At 59.2% G+C, this 25,814-nt stretch carries 17 protein-coding genes, 1 tRNA gene and 1 other RNA gene; 1 reads left to right on the forward strand and 18 read right to left on the reverse strand.

Annotation, left to right across the window (positions count from 1 at the left end; translation table 11 throughout):
- Nucleotides 1-8: 8 nt before the first annotated feature.
- The 16 genes from bcsD to F3I21_RS18990 all read right to left on the reverse strand — a co-directional run bounded on the left by bcsD (nucleotide 9) and on the right by F3I21_RS18990 (nucleotide 20,877).
- Nucleotides 9-455: a cellulose biosynthesis protein BcsD gene (bcsD, locus tag F3I21_RS18915; RefSeq protein ID WP_058758083.1), complete on the reverse strand. Its 447-nt coding sequence runs from the start codon at nucleotides 453-455 to the stop codon at nucleotides 9-11.
- Nucleotides 455-4,258, reverse strand: coding sequence for a cellulose biosynthesis protein BcsC (locus F3I21_RS18920; RefSeq protein ID WP_150059528.1), 3,804 nt, complete (start codon nucleotides 4,256-4,258; stop codon nucleotides 455-457). The genes bcsD and F3I21_RS18920 overlap by 1 nt, the downstream gene beginning before the upstream one ends.
- Before the next feature lie 11 nt (nucleotides 4,259-4,269).
- Nucleotides 4,270-6,771 (reverse strand): cellulose biosynthesis cyclic di-GMP-binding regulatory protein BcsB, encoded by a 2,502-nt coding sequence (bcsB, locus tag F3I21_RS18925; RefSeq protein ID WP_150059529.1) that lies wholly within the window; start codon nucleotides 6,769-6,771, stop codon nucleotides 4,270-4,272.
- Nucleotides 6,768-8,873 carry a UDP-forming cellulose synthase catalytic subunit gene (bcsA, locus tag F3I21_RS18930; RefSeq protein ID WP_021507015.1) on the reverse strand — a complete coding sequence of 702 codons (2,106 nt, stop codon included), beginning with the start codon at nucleotides 8,871-8,873 and terminating at the stop codon, nucleotides 6,768-6,770. The genes bcsB and bcsA overlap by 4 nt, the downstream gene beginning before the upstream one ends.
- Nucleotides 8,874-8,934: 61 nt before the next feature.
- Nucleotides 8,935-9,735 carry a cellulose biosynthesis protein BcsQ gene (gene bcsQ / locus F3I21_RS18935; protein ID WP_031279622.1) on the reverse strand — a complete coding sequence of 267 codons (801 nt, stop codon included), beginning with the start codon at nucleotides 9,733-9,735 and terminating at the stop codon, nucleotides 8,935-8,937.
- On the reverse strand, nucleotides 9,726-10,358 hold the full coding sequence (gene bcsO / locus F3I21_RS18940; protein ID WP_150059530.1) for a cellulose biosynthesis protein BcsO: 633 nt from the start codon (nucleotides 10,356-10,358) through the stop codon (nucleotides 9,726-9,728). The genes bcsQ and bcsO overlap by 10 nt, the downstream gene beginning before the upstream one ends.
- A gap of 474 nt (nucleotides 10,359-10,832) precedes the next feature.
- Nucleotides 10,833-11,843 (reverse strand): dipeptide ABC transporter ATP-binding subunit DppF, encoded by a 1,011-nt coding sequence (gene dppF / locus F3I21_RS18945; RefSeq protein WP_021507018.1) that lies wholly within the window; start codon nucleotides 11,841-11,843, stop codon nucleotides 10,833-10,835.
- The gene (gene dppD / locus F3I21_RS18950; RefSeq protein ID WP_021507019.1) at nucleotides 11,833-12,819 is read right to left on the reverse strand and encodes a dipeptide ABC transporter ATP-binding protein; all 987 of its coding nucleotides are present in this window, start codon (nucleotides 12,817-12,819) and stop codon (nucleotides 11,833-11,835) included. The genes dppF and dppD overlap by 11 nt, the downstream gene beginning before the upstream one ends.
- Nucleotides 12,820-12,831: 12 nt before the next feature.
- A complete protein-coding gene (gene dppC, locus F3I21_RS18955) occupies nucleotides 12,832-13,734 on the reverse strand; it encodes a dipeptide ABC transporter permease DppC (RefSeq protein ID WP_021507020.1) in 903 nt (300 codons plus the stop codon).
- Nucleotides 13,735-13,743: 9 nt separating this feature from the next.
- A complete protein-coding gene (gene dppB, locus F3I21_RS18960; protein ID WP_021507021.1) occupies nucleotides 13,744-14,763 on the reverse strand; it encodes a dipeptide ABC transporter permease DppB in 1,020 nt (339 codons plus the stop codon).
- A gap of 245 nt (nucleotides 14,764-15,008) precedes the next feature.
- Nucleotides 15,009-16,619, reverse strand: coding sequence for a dipeptide ABC transporter periplasmic-binding protein DppA (gene dppA / locus F3I21_RS18965; protein ID WP_150059531.1), 1,611 nt, complete (start codon nucleotides 16,617-16,619; stop codon nucleotides 15,009-15,011).
- Between the two features lie 937 nt (nucleotides 16,620-17,556).
- Nucleotides 17,557-17,686: non-coding RNA, RtT sRNA (locus F3I21_RS18970), on the reverse strand.
- Between the two features lie 35 nt (nucleotides 17,687-17,721).
- Nucleotides 17,722-17,798, reverse strand: a tRNA-Pro gene (locus F3I21_RS18975).
- A gap of 124 nt (nucleotides 17,799-17,922) precedes the next feature.
- Nucleotides 17,923-19,617, reverse strand: coding sequence for a kdo(2)-lipid A phosphoethanolamine 7''-transferase (eptB, locus tag F3I21_RS18980; protein WP_150059532.1), 1,695 nt, complete (start codon nucleotides 19,615-19,617; stop codon nucleotides 17,923-17,925).
- A 270-nt stretch (nucleotides 19,618-19,887) separates the two neighbouring features.
- Entirely contained in the window at nucleotides 19,888-20,316 is a 429-nt protein-coding gene (locus F3I21_RS18985) for an organic hydroperoxide resistance protein (RefSeq protein WP_021507024.1), read from the reverse strand.
- Nucleotides 20,317-20,412: 96 nt separating this feature from the next.
- On the reverse strand, nucleotides 20,413-20,877 hold the full coding sequence (locus F3I21_RS18990; RefSeq protein WP_058758075.1) for a MarR family winged helix-turn-helix transcriptional regulator: 465 nt from the start codon (nucleotides 20,875-20,877) through the stop codon (nucleotides 20,413-20,415).
- A 60-nt stretch (nucleotides 20,878-20,937) separates the two neighbouring features.
- Between F3I21_RS18990 and F3I21_RS18995 the strand changes: the two genes are divergently transcribed.
- Nucleotides 20,938-21,531 (forward strand): HD domain-containing protein, encoded by a 594-nt coding sequence (locus tag F3I21_RS18995; RefSeq protein ID WP_021507025.1) that lies wholly within the window; start codon nucleotides 20,938-20,940, stop codon nucleotides 21,529-21,531.
- Between the two features lie 46 nt (nucleotides 21,532-21,577).
- Here F3I21_RS18995 and F3I21_RS19000 read toward each other — a convergent pair whose 3' ends face one another.
- Together F3I21_RS19000 and uca are read right to left on the reverse strand one after the other, a co-directional pair.
- A complete protein-coding gene (locus tag F3I21_RS19000; RefSeq protein WP_021507026.1) occupies nucleotides 21,578-21,874 on the reverse strand; it encodes an HTH-type transcriptional regulator in 297 nt (98 codons plus the stop codon).
- A 265-nt stretch (nucleotides 21,875-22,139) separates the two neighbouring features.
- Entirely contained in the window at nucleotides 22,140-25,739 is a 3,600-nt protein-coding gene (uca, locus tag F3I21_RS19005; RefSeq protein ID WP_150059533.1) for an urea carboxylase, read from the reverse strand.
- Between the last annotated feature and the right edge of the window lie 75 nt (nucleotides 25,740-25,814).

Genomic DNA, 25,814 nt, shown 5'->3' on the forward strand with positions numbered 1-25,814 from the left:
ACAGCTTCCTATTGGTATCGATAATGCAGCGTGCCGCCGTCGATTTTTTCCAGCGTCAGCGGTACCGCCGCGCTGCCACCCTGCGCACGTAGCCACTGCGCGTACACGCCGGCCAGCACTGCGCTCAGCGCCAGCTGCCAGCGTTCTGCATCAAGCTGGCTGTCGCCCTGCGGCAGGGCATGGTGCTCAAGCATAATCGCGTTCTGCTGCGGCTGCAGCTGAACAAAGCCCCAGTTAAAGCGCGCCAGCTGAAGATTAATTTCGCGCTCCAGATCCTGCACGGTGCGCGCCTCCGGCAAAGGATAGCGCGTTGCCAGCAATTCGCCCACGCCGTTGAGGAAGGCTTCCGCCTCCGCGCCAGCGTTATCCAGCATGCTCTCAATCATCACGCTGACCAGATCAAACCAGCCCGGCTGATACGGATGGCTGATGCGTGCGCCCGGTTGCTCACTCATTAGTTGTCTCCAAACAGATAACGGAAGTACAGATTGGCTGTGCTTTCGTTGTAATCGCCAAAGGTGTCATAGCCGAGCTGGCCGCCGATGGTGACATCTTTATTAATCTTATAATCGGCACCGGCGTGCAGGTTATAGCCGATGCCGTTTTTGCTCTCACCGCTGTAGTAGGCGCTTTTGACAAAGCCCTGATCGGCGAGGCTTTGCAGCTGGGACTGCAGCGACGGATCGTTGGGGAAATACGCGCTCTTGTCCTGGCTGTACGACTGATAGCCGACCGAACCGCCAACGTTGACTTTCAGGTCATCAAACTTGCGGCTGAAGTCGACAGGGAACGACACCGCGGCATAATTCTGCGGACTGAAATAGCCGCCCTGACCGTAGCTGAAGTAACTCAGGTTTTTGGAGAAATCCATCCACGACAGGCTCATGCCGACCTTCAGCTCGCGGTCGTCGTAGTGGTAAGGCCGCACGTAAGCGCCCGCCGTGGCCTGCACGCTGTTGTTGCTCGCCACGTTCTCGCCCAGATAGCTGTAAGCGCCGCCGCCGACGTAGAAACCCGCGTCGCCGTTATCGAAGCTCAGCATGGCGTTGCCGCCATTTTTGGTGACGCGCCCCCAGCGCTTGCCGCTGGTCTTGTCCTCCACGCCAACGTACGACAGCAGGCTGTCAGTCATGGCGCGGCGTTCACCGGTGAGGATCAGCGTCAGGAAATCGGTCAGCTTCGGCGACCACTGCACGCCGCCCACCAGCGTACTGAGATCCTGGCCGAGCGGCGTGCTGCCGAGGTCGATTTTGTAGCTGTCGCCCTTCAGCGCCATATTCAGCTCCACGCCGGTGGCCTTTTGCGAATCGGTCGACGAAGACGGCGTGTCGTCTATTTTGGCCGCGCCGGATGCCACCACATTGCCCTGCACCAGCGCGTTGCTGCCGAAGCGACGCCAAGCATCACCGGCCGCACTGCCAGCGGTGAGCGACACCGGCGTCATAGTAAAGTCGAAGCGCGACTCGCCGAACGGCACGGTCGAGAAGGTTAGCGGCGCTTTGGCTTCGGTCAGCTTGCTGAGCCCCGATTCGCCGTCGCGTCCGCGCACCTGCATCTGTCCCTGTACCCAGGTGCCGGTTTTCTCCTGCAGATTGTCCATCATTTCGTCAATCTGGCGCAGCGTCTGGCTCTGCCGGACCTCCGGCGTGGTGCTCGCCAGCGTGACGTCCTGCGCGCTGCTGCTGGTGGCCGGGGCCGTTTGCCACGGCATTACCGTGCCATAGCTGGAAGGCGAACCGGACACCGGCGAGGTGCTGCGGTTGATAAACGGATTGTCCGCCAGCGCCAGACCGCCAACGGTCGGCACGCTGCCGCTCTGTGCGCCCTGCAGACCAATCAGCTGGCCGCGCGCGCTGCGCAGGTAGCTCATCGCCTGGCTGTGCTCGCCGTTGGCTTCCGCCACGCGCGCCAGCAGTAACAGGCGATCCGGCGTCTGCTCATTGCGCAGGCCGCGGGTTAAGGTGTTCGCTTTGTCGACGTCGTTTTGCGCCAGCGCCACATCAATAGCACCGGTGCGCGCATCCTGAGTGGGCGTATCCTGCGTCAGCAGATAGTCATACACCACGCCCGCTTCTTTGTTCATCTTGCCGGACTGATACAGACGCGCCATGGCAAACATCAGATCGCGGTTCTGCGGATCGTGCTGCAGCGCGCCCACCAGCTTGTCATAGGCGGCGGCGTACTGCTTCTGCTCGCGCAGGCGATCGACTTCATTGATGAGATAACCATTGCGGATGCCGGCCAGCTGCGTGGGCGTACTGCGCGCCTGCAGCTCCGGACTGCTGAGGAAGCTCTGTGCTTCGGTCGTCAGTCCCGCCTGATTCAGTACCGCCACCTGCGCGGCGTAATCACCGGCGTTGCCCTGCACGCCGCGCTGCATGTTGCCGCGCACCACCGTCACCGCCGTGGTGAGATCGCCGGCTTTGGCCAGTTTCTGCGCCAGATTACCGGCATCGACAGGATTGGCTGGCGGCGTGGCGGCCAGCGCGCGCAGCGTATTGGCCGCCGCCGCGTCAGAGCCCTGTGCCAGATAGCGATCGGCGGTGGCCATTTGCAGATTGAAATTCACGCGCTGCGCCAGTTCGCGCATCTCGCTGTTCTTGCTGCCGTTGGGAATGCGCGCCAGCAACTGGCTGGCCTGCTGCCAGGCACCGCTCTCGCTGGCGTTGAGCGCACCGGCGTACAGCTCGCTGGTGCTGGCACCGCTGCGCAGGGTCGGCTGCATGACGTTGGCAGCCAGTAAACTATCGCCCTGCGCGCGGTAGATGCGCGCCAGATCGAGTCGCAGCCAGCCGTCGCTGGGATAGCGCTGAATGGCGCTGTTCAGCGTGGCGATGGCCGCACTGCGGTTGCCTGCCGCCAGCTCGCGTTTTGCCTGCGCACGCAGCGGATCGCTGCTGTTACCGCGCGGTGCCACGCTCTGGCGCACGCTGTCGGGCAATGATGCCAGCAGGGTATTGGCTTCGGCGCTGCGGTTTTGCTGGCGCAGCACGTAAAACAGCCCTTCTTTGGCGCTGCGGTTATCGGCATCGCTCTGCAGAATGGCCCGGTAGGTTTGCTCCGCCTGCTGCAGCTGATTGCTGCGGCGCAGCACATCAGCGTGGAACAGCTTCGCCGATATGCCTTTTTCGCCCTCAGCCTGCGTCAGCGGCTCACTCAGCGCCAGCGCCTGCGCGCTGTCACCGTTTTTCAGCGCCTGCTGGGCATTCGCCAGCTGCGCATAAAAGCGGGCGTCGGCCGCCTGCTGCTGACGCTGCTGGCTCTGATCGCCGCCCAACTGTGCGGCGCGCGTCAGATAATCGGCGGCTTCGGCGTAGCGTCCGGCGCGCTGCGCCACGTAGCCCATACCGGCCAGCGCATCGGCGTCCTGCGGGTTGGCCTGCAGCACTTTTTCAAAGTTGTTCTGCGCACCGCTGACGTCGCCGCTGTTCAGCGCGCTAAAGCCCGCGCCCTTCTCCGCGCCGCCGACATTTTTGCGGTAGTAATCCACCACTGCACTGTCCTGCGGATGGCGCTGCTGCCAGGTCTGATACAGCGTGGCGTCTGACGCCTGGGGCGCCAGCCACAGCAGCGCCTGACGCAGCGAGCGATCGGCCTCTTTATTACCGTCCGCCATGCTGGCCAGCACATCAATACCCTGGCGGCGCGTCGCTTCCTGATAGGTCAGCGCTTTGCCCAGCGCCAGCTGAGCGCCGGTATCCTGCGGATGGTCGGCGGCAAACTGCCGCAGCGCCTCCACCGCCTGGGGCAGCAGCGTGCGGTCGCCGGCCATGGTCAGATAATATTCTGCCGCCACGCTCGGTGGCGGCTCGTTGCCGCTGAAGGTATTGCGCCAGGTTTGCAGCGCGGCGGCGATGTTACCGCTGCGCGCCTGCTGACGCGCCAGCGACAGCTGCGCCTGCGGAATGCTCTGCAGCTGCCGGGCGTTGTCCAGTTCCGTCAGATGCGGATCGTTGGGCGATACCGCACTCAGGCGGGCGCGCCACTGTGCCGCATCGGCCGCGCTGCCGCTTTGCTGTGAATAGAGCGCCAGCAGATACAGCGCCTGAGTATTGTTCGGCTCCACCATCAGGATCTTTTGCAGCGAGGCTTTCGCCAGATCGTCATGCGCTTTCTGATGCCAGTAGGCCGCCTGGTCGAACAGTGCCTGTAACGCCGGATTGGTGCTCTCCGCCGCCAGCAGCGGCTGTGAGAAGGCCAGCGCGCCGCCCAGCAGCAACGCCTGACGAATACCGGCACTTATCAGCTGTTTTTTCATTATTTTTATCCTTACTTCCGGCCGGAGTGACTATCGTCTTTCGGGTGGAGACGGCGCCACGCATGACGCTTCAGCATCACCCAGGCCGCACTGCCGATCAGCGCCGACAGCAGCAGCGCCGCCAGCGCCATCAGTACCGAGTGCTGGTTGGCATACCACACCACCATCATGTACCACGGCATTTCACCGCTCGGGAACTGCGGCCCGACGCGGAAGCTGCGGATGCCATTCTCATCGGTGATGATGGCGGTATCACCGCGGATGCCGGCGTTGATGCGCGCCGAATTCAAATCATCGTGCAAACGCAGCAGCTGCTGATCGCTGGTGGCGACCGTCATCACCACCAGACGATCGGCGCTCCACGGTGAGCGATAGCTGACAAAGCCGCGCCACGCTTCATTTGAGGAGAAGTAGCGATCGGCATCCAGCTGCTGGCGAGACCAGTCACCGGTCAGCCAGCCGCGCAGCTTATCGACGGTGGTCGGCTCTTTGACGCCCAGCGTATTGCCGCTGGTCTGGTAAGCGGTGCCGGCCAGCATCTGCTGCGTGAAGGCGCTGTGCTGCATGGTGCTCACCGCCAGTACATCGCTGTGCTGCAGGCGCGTCAGATTGGTGCCGCCGTTCGGCAGACCAAACAACACCTGATTCTGCACCAGCGGCACGCCGGTGGCGTTACCGGCGCGCGCGGCCATGTCGAGCAGCGTAGCGATCTCCGCATCACCCGGTGCCTCCGGCAGCAACAGCGTGGTCTGCGAAAAATCCGCCAGCCGCGAGAACGGGAACGAGGCACCGACGAAGTACGACAGGTTCGGCAGCATGGTGAAGTGGCGCGTGTGGCTCAAATCGATCCACGAATCCTCTTCGATGCGGCTTTTGATGTTGTTGTTGAGCAGCACGCCGCACGGCGCATCCGCTTTGGGTTTGATGTTGAAATAGAGCGCCAGCTGGTTGTCGCCGTAAATCAGGTACGGCTCCAGCTTCAGCGTGTACTGCTCCTGACGCGCATCCCCGCCCAGCCGGTGCCAGGCGCTCTCCAGCAGCCCGACTTTATTCACCGTCAGGTTGCGCAGGAACGTGCCGTTCAGCGTGACGTTGAGGAACGAATTGTTTTCATCGATCCAGCTTTCCGACGGGAAGCGGTAATGCAGATTGACCGGAATGGTGTCGCCGTCCCACAGGAACAGGTCCGGCGCCGCGCGGAAGTTAACCCGCAGCGCATCATGCCAGATACCGGTGGTGGTCAGACTCTGATCTTTACGCAGCAGCTCGCTGAGGCGCACCGGGCGGCTGGTGTTGATCCAGCGCGGCGCGTCGTACGGTTTGCGCGTGCCAATCGGCTGCGGCGGTACGTTCAGGCTGCTGGCATCGGTGGCCAGCGGCTGCGTGGTCAGGCGGTTGGCCGCCTGGCGCAGCTGGGTATCATCCGCACCGACCACCAGCAGCAGTTTGTACACCGGATTGTTGGGGTTATCGATCACCTGCAGCAGCGGACCCTTCGCCGCAGGCAGCGTCACGCTGCCAATTTTGTCACCCGGATGGCCGATCAGGATACCGTTGTGCTCGGGCAGATCGCCGCGCACCACCGGGAAACGAATGCCACGGTAATCCGACTGAATGCCGAGCCAGGAAGCCACCAGCGCGGCGGCGCTGACGCTATCCGGCGAAACGTTAGCGGCAAAACCAAAGGTCACGCTGGCGGGCGTCATGCGCTGCACATCAATAAACGGACGCGGGAAGTTGCGCAGGCTGGTGCCGATGTTGAGCTGCTGGCCTTCAAGGCTCAGCGTGGTTTTCGGCAGAATAGTGACCTGATACTGCTGCGCGCTCTCTTTTTCGCACAGCAGCTTGTCGGCATCGTTGATTTTAAAGCTGAGGTTATTACTGGAAACCACCATCGCCGCCGGAATATCCAGCTGATAGTCGCTGACATCGCTGTCGCTGGCACCCAGCGGCAGGGTGCCGAGCGGCTGGCCGTTGAGCATCAGCTGCAGCGACGTGTTGCGCGCCGCCAGCGCGGCAGAGACGCGCAGCGACAGGTTGAGCCGCGCATTAGTGATCACCTCATCGCCCGGCAGGGTAAACAGAATACCGGACTGCAGCTGGCCACCGGTCAGGGTGATGCCGCGCGGCTGCCCCATCTGCGCCACCGAAATGGTGCTGCTCACCGGCTGGTTTAACAGCGCGCCAGCGGGCTCAGCGGCAGCCGGTGCCTCCGCAGCTACCGGCGGTATGACAATGTCAGGCGCAGCCGATGCTGCTGGCGGTGCTGACTCTGCCGGCTGTGCGGGTGCTGTATTTTCCTGCAGCGGCGCTGCATCGCCCGGCGTGTACGGCGTGTCGCCCGCCGCCTGCTTCAGCTGCGGATCGGCACTGCCATCCAGCCCCTGCGGCGGCGGTACGTCAGAGAGCGCGGCGCTGTCCTGGGTTACCGCCGGCGTCTCTGCCCAGGCGGGGGCGAGCAGCAGCGTGGTGGTCAGCGCGCTGGCCAGCAGCGTGTACGTCAATGTTTTCATGCTGCGCTGTCCTCTTTGGCCGTTGCCTGGCCATCACGCTTGCGCGCCTCACGGCGATCTTTCCAGCTCAGCCAGAACAGCTCAAAAACGGTACGGATGATGGTGCCGAGCGACACCAGCGGATTGTCCTGCTTATATTCCGGCTGGATCCACGCATCGGCCCGCGCCAGCACCACACGCACCAGTTCACGGCGGCGCGCCAGCGGCATCGCGCCAAAGCGCAGGCGAATGGTCTCCTCATCACCGGAGATCTTGCTCACCGGAATGGTGATGGCACCCGATTTCAGCAGCAGATCGATCTCTTCGATTTCATCGTGCTCATGCCGGTTGTCCGGCGCATCCAGCTGCGCGCCGCCCATCGATAGATCGCTGGTTTGCGTGCGCGAAGAGATGCCGCTGGCATAGTGAATCACCGCCGGGATCTGCACCTCGATACGAATGGTTTTACGCACCTGTTTGGTTTCACGCGCCACGGCAATCGCCGCCATCAGGATGATCAGGCTGAACACCGCCCAGCCGACGTTGAGCGCAATCACATACGGGTCCACCCCGAAGTAATCATGCGCCACGGCGCGCACCACGCCGGCCACGATGCCAATCGACAGCAGCGCGGCAACGATGACGTGAGGCCGCACGATGTGGAAGTCAAAGAAGCCCTGGTCCAGCAGACCGCCTTTATCCGTCACGTTGAATTTGCCGTGCTTTGGCGACAGCAGGGTCAGCAGCGTCGGAATCACCAGGTGGAAGCACATCACGGTTTCGTAGATTTCACCCCAGAAGGTGTAGCGGAATTTGCCGTTCATGCGCGAGTTGACGTACAGCGACATCACCAGATGCGGTAGCACGTAAGCGAAGATGAGTGACGCCGACGAGTGGATAATATTCAGGTTAAACAGCAGGTAAGCCAGCGGCGCAGTGAGGAACGCCACGCGCGGCAGGCCGAACTGGAAGTGCAGCATGGCGTTGAGGTAGCACAGACGCTGCTGCCACTTAAGCCCACGGCCCAGCAGCGGATTGTCGACGCGGAAAATCTGCGTCATGCCGCGCGCCCAGCGGGTACGCTGAATCACGTGCAGACCCAGACGTTCGGTCGCCAGTCCCGCCGCCAGCGGAATTGCCAGGAACGCCGAGCCCCAGCCGAGACGCTGCATTTTCAGCGCGGTATGCGCATCCTCGGTGACGGTTTCCACCGCGAAGCCGCCAATCTGTTCCAGCGCGCTGCGGCGGATCACCGCACAGGAGCCGCAGAAGAACGTGGCGTTCCAGTTGTCGTTGCCCTGCTGCACCGGGCCGTAAAACAGCGAGCCCTCATTCGGGATGCTGCGCGCAGCGCGCAGGTTACGTTCGAACGGATCCGGCGAGTAAAAGTAGTGCGGCGTCTGCAGCAGCGCCAGCTTCGGATCTTTCAGGAACGGACCGACGGTAGCCTGCAGGAACGTGCGCGTCGCCACGTGGTCGCAGTCAAACACGCAAATCAGCTCGCCTTTGGTGATTTTCATGGCGTGATTGAGGTTGCCGGCTTTGGCGTGGCGGTTATCGTCGCGGGTGATATAGCCGACGCCAACGTCGGCGGCAAATACCGCGAACTCGCTGCGTTTGCCATCATCCAGCAGGTAAACTTTGATCTTATCGCGCGGGTAGTCGATACACTGCGCCGCCAGCACGGTATCCCGCACCACGTCGAGGCTTTCGTTATAGGTCGGCACGTAGACATCGACCGTCGGCCACAAGCGGGTATCATCCGGCAGCGGTTCGATGGTGCGTTTTAATGGCCAGCTGGTTTGCAGGAAGCCGAGAATTAAGATCAGCCACACGTACAGCTCGGCCAGATATAAGCCGATACCGAGAATTGCTTCAATCTCGGAATTAAACTGCAGCGTCTCCGTGGTGCGCCACCAGATATATCGGGTCGACATCAGCGCGGAAAGAAAAACCATCACAATGGTTATTTTACGGCTTTTACTGAAGCCCAGTAAAAACATCATGCCAATACTGATCAAACCAAAAATATACTGTTTCTGGCTGTCCATAGGCGTGATGACGATTACCGCAGCGACCGGTGCAAGCACCAGCAGCAGCAGGTAAAACCCGAGTTTACTCATGATTCACCCTGAAGAAGCTGTGTTGTTATTATTTGAACCAGGCCGCTGGCGGCCGGGCTTGTTAATAATGACTGCGGATCGGTGCCTGAACTTCGCCGTTGCCTACGTTGATATTCAGGATATTCGCCACCCGTTTTGCCACCAGTTCAATATCAAACGCCGCTGCTGAAGCCGGGCTGAAATCATAGATTGACTGCTGCGAGGCATTGGCCTCAGCCACGCTTTCATCGCGGTGCACCACGCCGAGTAAATTATCGCCCAGCCGCTGCTGCATAAATGCGGTCACTTCACGGCTGATATTCCGGCGATTATCACTTTGGTTGAGCACGAAATAATGACCGTGCTGATTATTTAATGGCTGGCCAATCATGCGATGGTTTTCAATTTGCGGCAGCAGCGCCACCGAGGCGGTATCCGCCAGCATCACCACTAAATGCATATCGGCCAGCGCCTGCATGGCTTTCAGCGCCGGACCGGGCCCTGGCGGAAAATCCGCAATAATCACCAGACCCGGATAATTCAGGACGGTATCCAGGCCGCGTTTTAAGAAATGGGCATCGTGCGCCAGGTTGTGTTCGAAGCGCTCACGCTGCGCTTCAGTCACCTCACCGTAAGGCATGACAAAGATGTTGCTGCCGGTGGTGAGGATCGACTGACTCCAGTCAGCCTGCTCTTCCGAGCGCGCCACAAAGCCGCGGCTGTCGTGCAGCGGTACGCCAAAATGCAGGCGCAGCGCATTTTGTACGTCAAAATCGATCGCCAGCACTTTGCTGCCGGCACGCGCCAGACTCCAGGCCAGGTTGGCCGCCATGGTGGTTTTTCCTACTCCCCCTTTTGGCGAGCACACACAAACTAATGGCATAGCGCGATCTTCTCCAGTAACGGTTTGAGCAGTGTTTCTTTAGATAAATGAACCGGTTCCGCCGCACGCGAGCGGAACAGTGCGCCAAAGCGCGAGGGCGTAGCAGGCTCCGGCTGCACCACGGCGGGCGCAGTGGCCGGTGCTGCGGCAGCAGGGGCGACCGCCTGTTCAGCGACCGGCGCGCTGACCGGCGGCGGTGGGAACAGTGAAGTGGCCGCCTGACGCGCTACGTGCGTGGCTGCCGGTGCCAGCGACGACACGGATGCGGCAGTGGGCGCGCTGCTTGCCGGTGGAAACAGCGCGCTGCGCGGTGTTTCTGTATCGGGTGCCGGCGCGCTGGCGGCGAGGCTCTGCAGCAGCGATGCCTTTTCACTGCGGGCGACGGGCGCCGGATTAAGAGCCTGTGGCGGCGCGACAAACTCATCGCCGCGAATCGGCTGCGGCTGCGGCAGATCGACGCGCTGGCCGCTACCCAGCTCCGGCTCATCATCCGTCGCCAGCTGACGGATGATCGCCCACTGGCTGTGATCGGCTTCCAGCGATTGCCCGGACATATCCTTAAAAGCAATGTCCAGCGTTTGCGTTTTTTCCTGGAAACGCTGCAGATCGTCGTAGTTCTTCATGATCAGAGCCTGTTAAAGCGGAGGGGTAATTTCCGCGAATATAACACACACGTTAAGACACGGTGAGAGAATTCTGATTATTAAAACCGCAGATTCGACAAAAGAGTTTTATCTGAAAGATTGAAAATATACAGATGCAAAAAGCATGCACTGATTAATTGAGCAGGATTAATAAAAATCGATTAACGGAAATAGCAGCCGGGAGATAATTAAAGTAATACACTGATAATAAACAACTTACCATTGAAATGTGCAGTTATCTCTGGCCGTGACGGCGCTCACACAATGCGGCACGGATTCAGAATTTGCCTTAACCTTTTCGCTGTGGTTCAGGACCAGCGATTTAAAGATTCAGTCGCGTAATACATTTCTGCCATCGCAGGCGATTAAGACACGTCAGGTTAATTTTACTCATGTATCAGGCCACCAATAACAAAGGCTCCCGCAGGAGCCTTTCGCACTGACTGGCCGTAATTACGGCGTCGCCACCGGCTGATTCTCATCCTGGTCGACGGCGAAGCAGGCGATTTGCTGCTCACCATACTGCTTCAGTTTCGGCTGCAGCTGCACGCAGGTACCGAAACGGCGGCGGCAGCGTGCGTTGAACGCACAGCCCGGCGGCGGATTCAGCGGGCTCGGCAGCTCACCGGTCAGTTTGATGCGCTCGCGGCGTTCGTCCGGATTGAGGCGTGGCGTGGCCGACAGCAGCGCCTGAGTATACGGATGGCGCGGGTTGCTGAAGATCGCCTCTTTGCTGCCCTTTTCCACACAGCGTCCGAGGTACATCACCATGACTTCGTCGGCGATGTGCTCCACCACCGACAGGTCATGCGAGATGAACACATAGGACAGGCCGAGATCCTGCTGTAAATCCATCATCAGGTTGAGCACCTGAGCTCGCACCGATACGTCGAGCGCCGAGACCGGCTCATCGGCAATCAGCACGTCGGGATCGAGCATCAGGCCGCGCGCAATAGCGATACGCTGGCGCTGACCGCCGGAGAACATATGCGGATAGCGATCGTAGTGCTCGGTTTTCAGGCCCACTTTGGCCATCATCTCCAGCGTTTTTTCCCGCCGTTCCGCTTTGCTCAGCGCGGTATTTATCACCAGCGGCTCTTCCAGAATCTGGCTGATTTTCTTACGCGGATTGAGCGAACCATACGGGTTCTGGAACACAATCTGGATTTTCTGCCGGCGCAGCTTTTGCGCCTGCGGATCGTGTTTTAGCAGATCCTGCCCGTGCCAGTACAACTCGCCGGCGGTCGGCGTTTCAATCATCGTCAGCAGGCGTCCGAGCGTGGATTTACCGCAGCCGGATTCGCCCACCACCGCCAGCGTTTTGCCACGCTCAAGGTTAAAGGAGACGCCGTCCAGCGCCTTCACCAGGCGCTCCTGGCCGAACAGACCCTTTTTCACCGGATAGTGTTTTTTCAGGTCAATCGCCTGCAGCAGGTAATCCTGCTTCGTGTTATCAAGACTCATAAGTCGGTCTCCCGGCATCATCCAGTGGGAAGTGACATTTGGACTGGCGGCCCGGAATATCGCGCAGCTCAGGTTCTTCAGTACGGCAGCGGTCGGTCACGTACGGGCAGCGCGGATTGAGCAGACAGCCGTTAGGGCGGTCATACTTGCCCGGCACCACGCCCGGCAGCGATGCCAGCCGCGCTTTGTCGGCGGCAAACTCCGGCAGCGCACGCAGCAGCGCCTGCGTATACGGGTGACGCGGCGCTTTGAAGATATCCACCGCTTTGCCGCTCTCCACCACCTGACCGGCGTACATCACGATGATGTGCTGCGCCGCTTCGGCCACCAGCGCCAGATCGTGCGTAATCAGGATCAGCGCCATGTTCTCCTGCTTCTGTAACTCCAGCAGCAGTTCGATGATTTGCGCCTGAATGGTCACGTCGAGCGCCGTGGTAGGCTCATCGGCAATCAGCAGCTTCGGCTTACAGGCAATGGCCATGGCGATCATCACGCGCTGGCTCATGCCGCCAGACAGCTGATGCGGATAGACATCAAGCCGCGACGCCGGATCGGGAATGCCCACCTGCTCCAGCAGGTCGATGGCACGCTGACGCCGCGTGCGCTTGCTGCCGCCCTGATGCACTTTCAGCGCTTCCATGATCTGGTAGCCCACGGTATAGCACGGGTTGAGGCTGGTCATCGGGTCCTGGAAGATCATCGCCACTTCTGCGCCCACCAGCTGGCGGCGCTCTTTTTCGGAGATGCGCTGCAGGTCGCGCTGATTGAACTCCAGCTTCTCCGCTTTCACGCGGCCGGGATAGTCAATCAGCCCCATGATCGCCAGCGAGCTGACCGATTTACCGGAGCCGGACTCGCCGACAATCCCGACGACCTGGCCCTGTTCTACCTGGTAGCTGATGCGGTCAACCGCACGGAACGGTGCCTTTTCGTCGCCGAAATGCACCGACAGTTTTTCTACATTTAATAACGCCATCTCGGTGCCTCTTTACTGCTTGAGTTTCGGGTCGAGTGCATCACGCAAACCATCGCCCATGAGGTTAAAGGCCAGAACCGTCAGCAGGATGACCACTCCGGGGAAGGTCACGACCCACCAGGCACTCTGCGCATACTGCAACACGTCGGAGAGCATGGTGCCCCACTCCGGCGTCGGCGGCTGCGCCCCCATACCGAGAAAGCCCAACGCGGCCATATCCAGGATGGCGTTGGAGAAACCTAACGACGCCTGCACGATCAGCGGTGCCAGGCAGTTAGGCAGAATATTGATGAACATCTGGCGCAGCGTACCGGCACCGGCCACGCTGGAGGCGGTTACGTAGTCGCGATTGACTTCCACCAGCACCGCTGCGCGCGTCAGGCGAATGTAGTGCGGCAGTGCGACGAAGGTGATCGCCAGCGAGGCGTTGACAATCGACGGGCCAAAGATGGCCACCAGCACCAGCGCCAGCAGCAGGCTTGGCAGCGCCAGCATGATATCGACGAGGCGCATGATTACTGCATCCACCACGCCGCCGAGATAACCGGCCATCAGGCCGAAAATCACGCCCAGAATCAGCGACAGCACTACCACCATGCAGCCCACCAGCAGCGACAGGCGCGCACCAAACATCAGGCGCGACAGGATGTCACGACCGACGTCATCGGTGCCCAGAATAAATTTCCAGCTACCGCCCTCCTGCCACACCGGCGGGTGCAACAGCGCATCGCGGAACTGTTCAGCCGGGGCATGCGGCGCCAGCACATCGGCGAAGATGGCGATCAGCAGCATCAGAATGATGTAAACCAGGCCGATAACCGCGCCTTTGTTACGTTTAAAATAGTGCCAGAATTCCTGAATCGGGGTCATCGGCTTCGGTGCAGCGGTGACGCTTGCGGGATCAACAGCAGACATGATTCCCCCTTATTTCTTATGACGGATGCGCGGATTCACCACGCCGTACAACAGATCAACCAGCAGGTTGACCAGAATGATCAGGATTGCCACCAGCAGCACGCCGCCCTGCACCACCGGATAATCACGGCGCTGCAGTGCTTCGATCAGCCAGCGACCGAGTCCCGGCCAGGAGAAGATGGTTTCGGTGAGGATGGCGCCCGCCAGCAGCGTGCCCACCTGCAGCCCGATCACCGTGACCACCGGCAGCATGGCGTTACGCAGCGCGTGCACCACGATCACGCGCATGCGCGTCAGGCCTTTGGCGCGCGCGGTGCGGATGTAATCTTCACCCAGCACTTCCAGCATCGAGGAGCGCGTCATACGCACAATCACCGCCAGCGGAATGGTACCCAGCACGATGGCCGGCAGGATCATGTGCATCACCGCATCTTTGAAATCGCCCTCTTCGCCCCACAGCAGCGTATCAATCAGCATAAAGCCGGTGAGCGGATGGCTGTCGTCAAGGAAGATGGTGTCGCTGACGCGGCCGGAGACCGGCGTCAGGTTGAGCTGCACCGACACCAGCATGATCAGCATGATGCCCCACCAGAAGATCGGCATTGAGTAGCCGGTCAGCGAGATGCCCACGGCGGTGTGATCGAAAATTGAGCCGCGTTTCACCGCCGCCAGCACGCCGACCGGAATACCCACGGCAACGGCGAAGATCATGGCGCAGATGCCCAGCTCAAGCGTGGCTTTAAAGCGCGGCACGAACTCATCCCACACCGGGATGCGGCTTTTCAGCGAGATGCCGAGGTCGCCATGCAGCACGCCGTTGATGTAAGTGATGTACTGTTTCCACATCGGCTGATCGAGACCAAACTGGGCCATCAGCTGCGCATGACGTTCGGGGGAGATACCGCGTTCACCGGCCATGATCAGCACCGGGTCGCCGGGGATCAGGTGAACGAAGGCAAAGGTCAATAATGTAATACCGATGAACGTCGGGATGACAAGGCCCAGACGTCGGAGTATGAATTGCAGCATAAGCCGGATTCTCAGTCATTTTCCGTGGCGCTAACGCCATGGACTACATTGCTCACAATCCGCAGCCGGCATAGCCGGACGCGACGCAAGAAGCGCTTCAAAATCCCCGTCATACTTCACGCTGCATCAGCGCAAGGTATTGAGGGTTTATAAGAAATTAGCCGGAAATAAAGTGCGGAGTACGGGCGGCGAAGGTGCCGCCCGAGGGCCAGCCATGCTGGCCCTGACCGCGATAATCCGAAAGGTTATTCCTGGATGTCGACGTTTTCGAAGTGATGTTTACCTAATGGATCAACCACATAGCCACTCACTTTCTTGCTCACTGGCTCGTACACGGTTGAGTGCGCGATGATCAGTGCTGGCGCCTGGTCGTGCATTACCACCTGCGCCTGCTTGTAGAGCTCAATACGTTTGTTGTGATCGGCTTCAGCACGCGCTGGCTGAATCAGATCTTCAAACGGCTTGTAGCACCAGCGTGAGTAGTTGGAACCGTCTTTCGCTGCCGCGCAGCTGAACAGGGTGGCGAAGAAGTTATCCGGATCCCCGTTATCACCGGTCCAGCCCATCATCACGGTCTGGTGTTCACCGGCTTTAGCACGCTTCAGGTACTCGCCCCACTCGAAGGTAACGATTTTGGCTTTCACGCCGATTTTCGCCCAGTCAGCCTGAACCATTTCCGCCATACGACGGGCATTCGGGTTGTACGGACGCTGTACCGGCATCGCCCACAGGTCAATGCTGAAGCCATCCGGCATGCCCGCTTCTTTCAGCAGCTCTTTGGCTTTGGCCGGATCGTAAGCGTAGTCTTTGACGTCATTGTTGTAGCCCCACATGGTTGGTGGGATCAGGTTTTTCGCTGCCTGACCGGCGCCCTGATAGACCGCATCAATGATCGCTTGCTTGTTCACCGCCATGGTCAGTGCCTGACGCACTTTGACGTTATCCAGCGGTTTTTTCTCGGTGTTGAAAGACAGGTAACCGACGTTCAGCCCTGGCTGTTCCATCAGGTTGATTTTGGTGTCTTTCTTCATGCTGGCGATATCAGCCGGGTTGGGATACGGCATCACCTGACACTCGCCTTTCTGCAGTTTGGCGTAGCGCACCGAAGCATCTGGCGTGATGGAGAATACCAGACGATCGATTTTTGGCTTGGTGCCCCAGAAGTCCGGGTTGGCTTTGTACAGAATACGTGAGTCTTTCTGGTACTGCTGCAGCACGAACGGACCGGTCCCCACCGGATTGAAGTCCAGTTTTTCTGGCGTGCCGGCTTTCAGCATGTTGTCGGCGTACTCTTTCGACAGGATTGACGCGAAGTCCATGCCAAGGTCGGCGAGGAACGGCGCTTCCGGACGGGTCAGCGTGAAGCGTACGGTGTAGTCATCCACTTTTTCGATTTTGGCGATCAGCTTCGGCATGTCCATGCCTTCGAAGTATTCGTAGCTGCCGCCGGAGACACCGTGGTACTTGTTGTTTTTATCGAGCTGGCGCTCGAAGGAGAACACGACGTCATCAGCGTTGAAGGTGCGGGTCGGCTTGAAGTCTTTGGTGGTTTGCCACTTCACGCCCTGACGCAGATGGAAGGTATAGGTTTTACCATCTTCGCTGACGTCCCATTTTTCTGCCAGGCCCGGCTGCAGCTCAGTGGTACCGGTTTTGAACTCAACCAGACGGTTGTAGATCGGTACTGAGCTGGCATCGTAAGTGGTGCCGGATGTGAACAGCTGCGGGTTGAAGCCTTCCGGCGAACCTTCTGAACAGTAAACGAGGGTTTTCGCCTGAACGCCCGCGGCCACGGTCATAGCAATCAGGCTAAGACCGACCTTCAGCATCCTGGATTTGGCCAGGGAGTTGATCATGTTTTGCTCCATTGTGATGTGATGTTGTGTGCGTCGCCCGACCTCTGATTTTTTTATGCGGTTCGGGCAGGTCAGTTATGTAATGACCAAAATGCGAGCGGTTATTGTTGTAGCGCTGACGCCGTGGAACCTGCCAGCGCTGGCCGTCTCTGCATCTTATTGACGCATCAATTTGTCAACAGTTGCAATGAACGTCAATACAACGTGGGGTTATTTACACAGAGTGTGAGTAAGTGCAAGCAACGATAAAAAACAGTGTTTGTACGCTAAGCCAAAATTTAAAAAGGTGATAAAGCGCGCAATGCCGTGTGATTCTCTGGCAATAGCGCCTGATGACAGTGATTATCACCGTTAAAAAACGTCTTAAAGTTGTCGGTAAATGTTGAATATCTGAACGATTCCCCGTGCGTTATGACGTTCAGGCAGCGAAATATGCTGGCGTAATGGCATAAGAAATCAGCAAAAAGCAAAAGCCGGTCATAAGCAGAATGTGTCGCGAATTAAGAGAGGTGCTTTGATGCAGCAAGGGATGAAGAGCGGTGTTGAAGGATAATACGGTTTATCCCGGTGATGATTAATGGAACGCGTAAATTGATGGCTTTGCTTGATCGCTGCCGGGATGTGAGTCTGGTTCAGGGAAGGTCATCCGGTCGCCATGAATGGCGCCCCTACAGGATTATGCACTTTTGTAGGGTGCGTATTCATACGCACCAGGAAGATGTGCACGGCAGCCAGTAAACCTTCAGCCATCACCGAAGCCGGATAAAGGGTGGAGGGCGGGGCCGTGGAGTAAAGCGTCACACGCCATGGATGGCGTGTGCCGAGCGATCAGGGACAAGAGAGCGTCTTTACGGAGCGGTCCCGTATTTCACCCTGAGAGTGCAAATACGACAGACGAAAAAAAACCTGCTTTTTGCAAAGCAGGTTTCTTGAATGATGGTCGGCGAGAGAGGATTACGCTTCTCTGCGAGAAGCGCCCTGCGGGCCGTTGCTGACGCAACGTTGTCTCGCTGCGCTCGGCTCAAACCTCCTTCGGAGGTTCTCATCCTCTTTTGCTACGAACGAAAAAAGCCCGCTTTTTGCAAAGCGGGCTTTTCGAATATGGTCGGCGAGAGAGGATTCGAACCTCCGACCCACTGGTCCCAAACCAGTTGCGCTACCAAGCTGCGCTACTCGCCGATGGGGGCGAATATTACTGCCGTGACTTTAGAGCGTCAATCCCTTTTCCCGAAAATCCGCCTGATTGCCTGGAAAGCAAGCAGTGCCTTAAACACCTGCCTGCTCAATAAGATCCAGGCACGAATTACAGCGCTTTCGCACTGCTGGCAGTGGCAGGTGCCTGGCACCAGTTATTCGCTGCTTTAATACCGCCATCCGGCGAGGTATAACCCAGACACCCTAAAATGGTGTCAAACAGCTCAACATGACGATGGGTTTTGCCGACGCGCTGCTGCGCCTGTAACCGCTCAAAGTTGCTGCGGTTAGTCGGGTCCTGCAAATACTTATCGGACGCCCAGACAATCATCGGCACGCGGAACTGCTCCGGCGGCGCCATCTCGCGCGGCGTACCGTGCAGGTGCATATTTTCGCTGATCGACTCACCGTGGTCCGCGGCATAAAACACAATCGCCTTCTTATCACGCAGCTGATCCAGCACACTGTCCAGCATAGTATCAACATACAGAATCGAGTTGTCGTAGGCATTGATCAGCTGGGCTTTGCTGCACTTATCGTCCACGCCAATACATTCAGGCTGATAACGGGCAAACTCGCGCGGATAACGCTGCGAATAGAGATAGTGCGAACCTTTCGTGTGCAACACCACCAGATGCTTGCCTTTCGGGAAGCGCTGCAGCGAAGCCTGCAGCTCCGGCACCAGCAGCATATCGTCCACCGCTTTGCCCTGATTGCGCTTCTCAGAACCAATCTGCTCGCGGAACGAGAAGTTATTCACATCGGCGTTGTCGTAGAACCACACTTCGCTCTGCATGGCGAACAGCTCGGAGGTGAAGCCCAGCTCTTTCATCACCGCAAAAATGTTCTGCTCTTTCAGCGTACGGCCAGGGTTATCCATGGTGCCGCCCTCGCGCACAAACATGCAGCGCAGCGACAGCTTGGTGGCGGTATCACAGGATTCACCGCGGAATGCCACCAGATTCTTCTCTTTCGACAGCTTCGGCGTGGTATCGCGGTTATAGCCCAGCATGCCCATGTGATCCCAGCGCGTGGTCTCGCCAATCACAAACACTACATAGGTATCGTCAATGCCAGGCGGCGCTACATAGGTAAACTTCTTCGCCGGATCGAGCAACTCCTGGCTGTCCAGCTTCTCATCCACCTTGGTCCAGGCGAACAGGCCCAGCGCCGCAATCCAGTTCGAAGGCAGATAAGAGTGCGCCACTACGCCGCCATAGCTTGGCAGGTCGATATTGGTGATCTCTTCATTGGCTTTTTGCAGCTTGTCGAAGTAGCGAATCGGCAACCACACCAGCGCCACGCTCAGCAGCAGGATCACTGTAGGTTTCAGGCGCTGACCAGGGGTTTTCAGCTGTTCAATCAGTGTCAGGCTCAGGTTATTGCGCCAGATCAGCAGCAGCGGCAGTGCGCTCACCAGCACCATCCACAGCACAAAGTGCAGCCCGATAACCTCTTTAGAGAGATCGACATCGGTGGTCATGACCGACGCCACGATGCCGTAACCGATCACCACGTTAAAGAACGCCATGTAATAGGCGGCGGCCACCGAAATCACCACCAGCAGGCTGGCGATCACGCGATAAAACCATTTGCCACCCAGCGACAGCAGTCGCATCAGGAAGAAGGTCAGCAGTACGGCAGCGGTCACTTCCGCCGCGGCGGATAACCAGTTGGTGACGGTGGATTTCGTTAAGAAGCCGTCAAAACGGCGATAAAAGATTGGCAAATTCAATAAGATGCCAAGATAGAGCGCCAGCAAAAGCGACAACTTTTGCTGCGTTAAACTTTTAATGTAATTCATATAAATTTCTGTTCCCGACCTGGTGTCGATGCTTCAACCGTAAATGTGACTGTGCAAAGAGCGTAAGGTTCGCTTGCGTAGCAGAAAAGCGTGACCTGGCGAGTAGGATCGGGACGAATCTGAACCCAAATAATTACGATGATGCACGGAGCGCAGCAGTAGAACATTTAACCAATGGTAAGACCAGAAAATTCTTTAGTTCGATGGGATGCGGGATGGTGTTCGTGAAAAAAAAAGGCTCCCGCAGGAGCCTTTTATGCAGGCATCAACTTAGTTGATGATATTCAGTGTCACGTCGATGTTGCCGCGCGTCGCGTTTGAGTACGGACAAACAATGTGTGCCGCATCAACCAGCTTCTGCGCTTCCGCCGCATCCATCTCTGGCAGATGGATATTCAGTTTTGCTTCAATGCCAAAACCGGTGGGGATAGGGCCAATCCCTACTTCGCCCTCAATCCACGCGTCTTTTGGCATGGCGATTTTGTCGCGGCCGGCGACAAATTTCATCGCGCCGAGGAAGCAGGCAGAGTAGCCGGCAGCAAACAGCTGCTCCGGGTTCGTCACCTCGCCGCCCGCGCCGCCCATCTCTTTTGGCACGCCCAGCTTCACGTCCAGCACGTTATCAGACGAGGTGGCGCGGCCATCGCGGCCACCGGTTGCTTTGGCTTTGGCGGTGTAAATCACTTTTTCTAAAGACATCATAACCTCACTATTCGCTATATAATCGCGTGCTATTTATAAGGCACAGGGGAAAACTTCACTCTCAGGATGCCGCCGCAGCGACATCCCTGATGCTCAGGTGGCGCGATTCAGGTTGCCGCGCAGATCGTCCAGCTGCTGTTTCAGCGCCGCTATGGTGTCGGTATCGCAGGCGGTCGCGCACTGTACCGCTTCCGGAATGCTGGCGGCTTTTTCCTGCAGCGCGCGTCCCTGGTCGGTCAGCGTAACCACGACCTGGCGCTCATCCTGACGCGAACGCTGACGGCGCAGCAAACCGGCGCTCTCCAGTCGTTTCAGCAGTGGCGTCAGGGTGGCCGAATCGAGAAACAGCTTTTCACCAATCTCCGATACCGTCAGATCATCCTGATGCCACAGCACCAGCATCACCAGATATTGCGGATAGGTGATCTCCAGCGCCGCCAGCAGCTGGCGATAGACTTTATGCATCGCCAGGTTCGCCGAATAGAGCGCGAAACACAGATGCTGATCAAGCTGGAGTGGCGCAGGCTTCACTTTTTTGTCATCTTGATTACTGTTCATGCGACTCAATATAGATAGCGCGCTAGATAATTGCAAGCAACTTTTTCCTGGAGTGTGAAGATGCGTGATTCACTGGAAGAGCAGGCGCGCCGTTATGCCACGCAGGCACATGCCGATGCGGGCCAGCGTCGTAAATACACCGACGAACCCTATATTGTGCATCCGGCTGCCGTCGCGGAGCTGGTGCGCAGCGTCAGCGATGACGAAGCGATGATCGCTGCCGCCTGGCTGCACGACACGGTGGAGGACACCGCCAGTACTTTACAGGATATTGAAGAACACTTTGGTGCGCGCGTTGCACATCTGGTGGACATGCTCACCGACAGCGCCCAGCCGCAGGCGAAAAATCGTACCGCCCGTAAGCTGGCACACTTTCGCCACACTGCCGAAGCCTCGCCCGAGGCGCAAACCATCAAGCTGGCCGATATCATCGATAACACCCGTGCCATCGTGCAGTTCGATCCCAACTTTGCCCGGGTTTACCTGGTCGAGAAACAGATTCAGATTCAGCTGTTACAGCAGGGCGATCGGCGTTTGTGGCAGCAGGCGAATCACATCATTGAACAGGGCATCGCGCAGCTGGCAAAACCGCCGTACAGCGTGCCGGAGAGCTGGTTTGTCAAACAGGCGGCGAAATACGGTGGCTTAAGCTGAAAAAAACCCGCCGTGCAGGCGGGTCACAGAGAACCGATAGTCGGCGTTATTCCAGCAGCTGTCGGCCCAGATACGGATTGGCCTGCAGCAGTTTCATCAGTTTGCGAGCCGTGGCGGATGGGCGCGTACGTTGCGCTTCCCAGCTTTTTACTGACGAGACGCTCACCCCCATCACGCGGGCGAATTCATCCACCTGCATGCCGGTCATCTCGCGTAAACGCTGCGGTTCGGGAACGGAAACGGTATTGAGTGCAATTTCTGATACGGGAGTCTGTGCATCACGTGTCAAAACAATTTGCTCAAGACTGCTGAGTAATTCGACCATTGGATCTTTTATTTCCATAGAGAACTCCTTAAAACTCACTATGAAGCACGTGAAAGTAGAGAGGTAAGCGCCACCAGGCGCTGAAACCGGCCTTATCAGGCTGTATCCCGAAACAGTTTTCCCTTATCAGGGCGAAAATAGTGTTTTAATGAAACCGTTACGGGACACAGCCTGTTGCACACTGCGAAAAGATGTCAGGGCAATGCAACATTGAACCGGGTCTCTAAGTATGGGTCAGATCCCCGGTTTTGCTGCCTGTTTCCTGATTATTTTTTCTTCTTTCTTATACTGCAAACGGATCGATCACCATAAGTAACTGACCCGCCTGCACTTGCTGCCCGGCCTGGCGTTGCAGGCTGTGGATTTTGCCACTGACCGGCGCCACGATCGGGATTTCCATCTTCATGGATTCGAGAATGCCTACCGTGGCACCCGCGGTCACATCACTGCCTTCCGCCACCAGCCATTGCCACACGCTGCCCGCCACCTGGCTCTCCACGCTGTGACAGCCCGCCGGCACCACCACTTCCTCGCTGCTCTGCGCCTGCAGCTGGCTGTCGAAGGTGAACTGGCCATCGGCGCGCCAGCGTGCCAGCTCGGCGTCAAACGCCTGCTGACGCTGCTGCTGGAACGCGTCGATCTCCGTCGCCTGGGCAGTCAGCAGCGCCTGATAGTCGGCGAGGCGAAATTCCCCGGCTTCCACGCGCAGCGGATAATCGCCCCACGGGAAACGTTCGCGGATTTGCAGCAGTTCGTCGGCACTGACCGGATAAAAACGGATTTGGTCGAAGAAACGCAGCAACCACGGCTGGGTAAAGGCGCTGGTGCGGCGATCGCGGTTCCACATCTGCAGCGTACGTCCGACGAACTGATAGCCGCCCGGCCCTTCCATGCCATAAACACACAGATACGCGCCGCCGATGCCCACCGAGTTTTCCGCCGTCCAGGTGCGCGCCGGGTTGTATTTGGTGGTCACCAGTCGGTGACGCGGATCGAGTGGCGTTGCCACCGGCGCGCCGAGATAGACATCGCCCAGCCCCATCACCAGATACGAGGCGCTGAACACAATCTGTTTCACCGCCTCCACGCTATCGAGCCCGTTGATGCGCCGGATAAACTCAATGTTGCTCGGGCACCAGGGCGCATTCGAACGCACCGACTGGCTATAGCGTGTTACGGCTTCACGGCAGGCGGCATCATCCCAGCTGAGCGGCAGCCACACGGTGCGCGACGGCACAGCCGCGTCGGCGAGGTCGCCCAGCAGATTATCAGCGTGCAAAATTTGCGCCAACAGCTCACTTCTTGCGCACTGCTGCGCATCATAATGCACCTGTAACGAGCGGATGCCGGGCGTCAGCTCCAGCTGACCCGCCAGCGGATGCGCCTCCAGCCACTGCATCAGGGCGTGAACGCGGAAACGCAGCGCAATGTCCAGTGTCAGCGCGCCATACTCCACCAGCAGAAAACGGTCGCCTGCGGCGCGCACGCACAGTGCAGGCCGCCCGGCGGTTGCTGCATGCTGGTGCAATATTGGATCGATCAACGGCAGCGCTGGCACCACGCGCACCGCATCCGGTTGCAGATGCGCGATCTCACGACGCTGCGCCTGCGCCAGACGATCGGCATCAGCAAGGGCGATCGGCACAAAGCGCAGTCGATCGCCCGCTTTGAGCTGACCCAGCTTCCACAGATCGGCGTCGATCACCGTCGCCGGACAGACAAAGCCGCCCAGCGAAGGGCCGTCCGGACCAAGGATCACCGGCATATCACCGGTAAAATCTACCGTGCCAAAGGCATAGGCGTTGTCGTGAATATTGGACGGATGCATGCCCGCCTCGCCGCCGTCGCTGCGTGCCCAGTCAGGTTTCGGGCCGATCAGCCGAATCCCGGTGCGGCTGGAGTTGTAGTGCACCTGCCACTCAGCAGCGAAAAATTCGTCGATATCGTCATCGGTAAAGAAGGCAGGTGCGCCGTGCGGACCATAAATAACGCGCAGCTGCCATTCACCGTTAAGCGGCGGCAGCAGCGTCTCAGGCAGGCGCGCCGCCGCAGCCTGACGCGGCGCGGCCAGCTGCAGCACGTCGCCGGCGCGCAGCGCCCGCCCGGCGTGACCGCCAAACTTACCCAGCGTAAAGGTACTGCGGCTGCCCAGATAGCGCGGTGTATCCAGCCCGCCCGCCAGCAGCAGATAGCTGCGGCAGCCGTCGCGCACGTCGCCCAGCGTCAGGGTTTGCCCGGCCTGCGCATGCAGCACCTGATGCATCGCCAGCGGCTGACTGTCGAGGGTGGCCGCCAGCGGCGCGCCGCTCAGTACAAAGCTGCATGCCTGATTAAAGCGCAGCGTCGGACCGCGCAGCGTGATTTCCAGCCCGGCCGCCTGTGCCTCGTTACCCAGCAGGCGGTTGCCGAGCTGGAAGGCGCGGCTGTCGAACGGCCCGGAAGGCGGTACGCCGACGTGCCAGTAGCCGACGCGGCCCGGCGCATCCTGCACCGTGGTGAGGGTGCCGCCGCTGAGGATATCCAGCGTTGGCGGCTGCCACGCCACGCTGCCGAGCGTGGCGGTAATGATGCGCCCCTGCTGCACGTCCGGCAGCGTACAGAGCTGACGCAGCCAGCGCAGGTTGGTCTCGATGCCATACAGCTCACTCTGCGCCAGCGCCGCGATCATGCCGTCGAGCGCGCGCTGGCGATCGGCCGCGTGCACGAGGATCTTCGCCAGCATCGGATCGTAAAACGGTGAAACTTCCATGCCGCTCTCTACGCTGCTGTCGATGCGCAGCGTAGCGTGATCGAGCGCCGTCGGGAACTGCACGTGGCTGAGCAGTCCGGCGCTTGGCTGAAACTGCTTCGCCGGATCCTCAGCGTACAGCCGTACCTGAATAGCATGGCCCTGCGCCTCCGGTTGCAGCGTCGCCAGCGGCGGCAGACGCTGCTGCGCCAGTTCGACCATCCAGCGCACCAGATCCACGCCGTACACCAGTTCAGTGACGCCATGCTCGACCTGCAGGCGGGTATTCACCTCCAGGAACCAGAATTGCTGGCTGGCCTCATCGTAGACATACTCCACCGTGCCGGCGCTGCGATAGTTAACCGCGCGCGCCAGCCGTACGGCGGTGGCCTGCAACTGCGCGCGCACCGCATCGCTCAGCCGCGGCGCGGGCGTCTCCTCCAGCACCTTCTGATTACGGCGCTGCGCCGAGCAGTCGCGTTCGCCCAGCGCAATCACGTCGCCCCGACCATCGCCAAAAATCTGTACCTCGATATGCCGCGCCCGGGCGATAAATTTCTCTAAGAAGACGCCATCGTCGGCGAAGTTGTTACCTGCCAGCCGCTTCACGCGGGTAAAGGCTTCCTCCAGCTCGTCCGCGCTGTTGCAGCGCTGCATCCCAATGCCGCCACCGCCGGCGGTACTTTTCAGCATCACCGGATAGCCAATCTGTTGCGCGGCGGCCTGTGCCTGCTGCAGGGAAGTCAGCAGGCCGCTGCCCGGCAGCAGTGGCACCGCGTTCTGCTCAGCCAGTTCGCGCGCGCGATGTTTCAGGCCAAACGCCCGCATCTGCGCCGCATCCGGCCCGAGAAAATGCAGGCCCGCCGCTTCGCAGCGCGTGACAAACTCCGGTTTTTCACTGAGAAAGCCATAGCCCGGATGCAGCGCCTGCGCGCCGCTCTGCGCGGCAATCGCCAGCAGTTTGTCCTGGTTGAGATAGGTGTCGCGCACCTGGCCCTCGCCCAGCGACCAGGCTTCATCGGCCAGCCGCACGTGGCGCGCATGGCGATCGGCTTCGGCATAGACGGCAATCGCCCGGATATTCATGGCCTGCAGGGTACGGATGATACGCACGGCAATCGCGCCACGGTTGGCAATCAATACGCGATCAATCATGACTGAATACTCTTATTGCGGCAGGTCGTCCTGCACCAGCTGTGACGGCGTAAAACGGGTCGTCCCGTTGCGTCA

This window comes from Pantoea sp. B_9, from assembly GCF_008632015.1.
Classification (GTDB): domain Bacteria; phylum Pseudomonadota; class Gammaproteobacteria; order Enterobacterales; family Enterobacteriaceae; genus Pantoea; species Pantoea dispersa.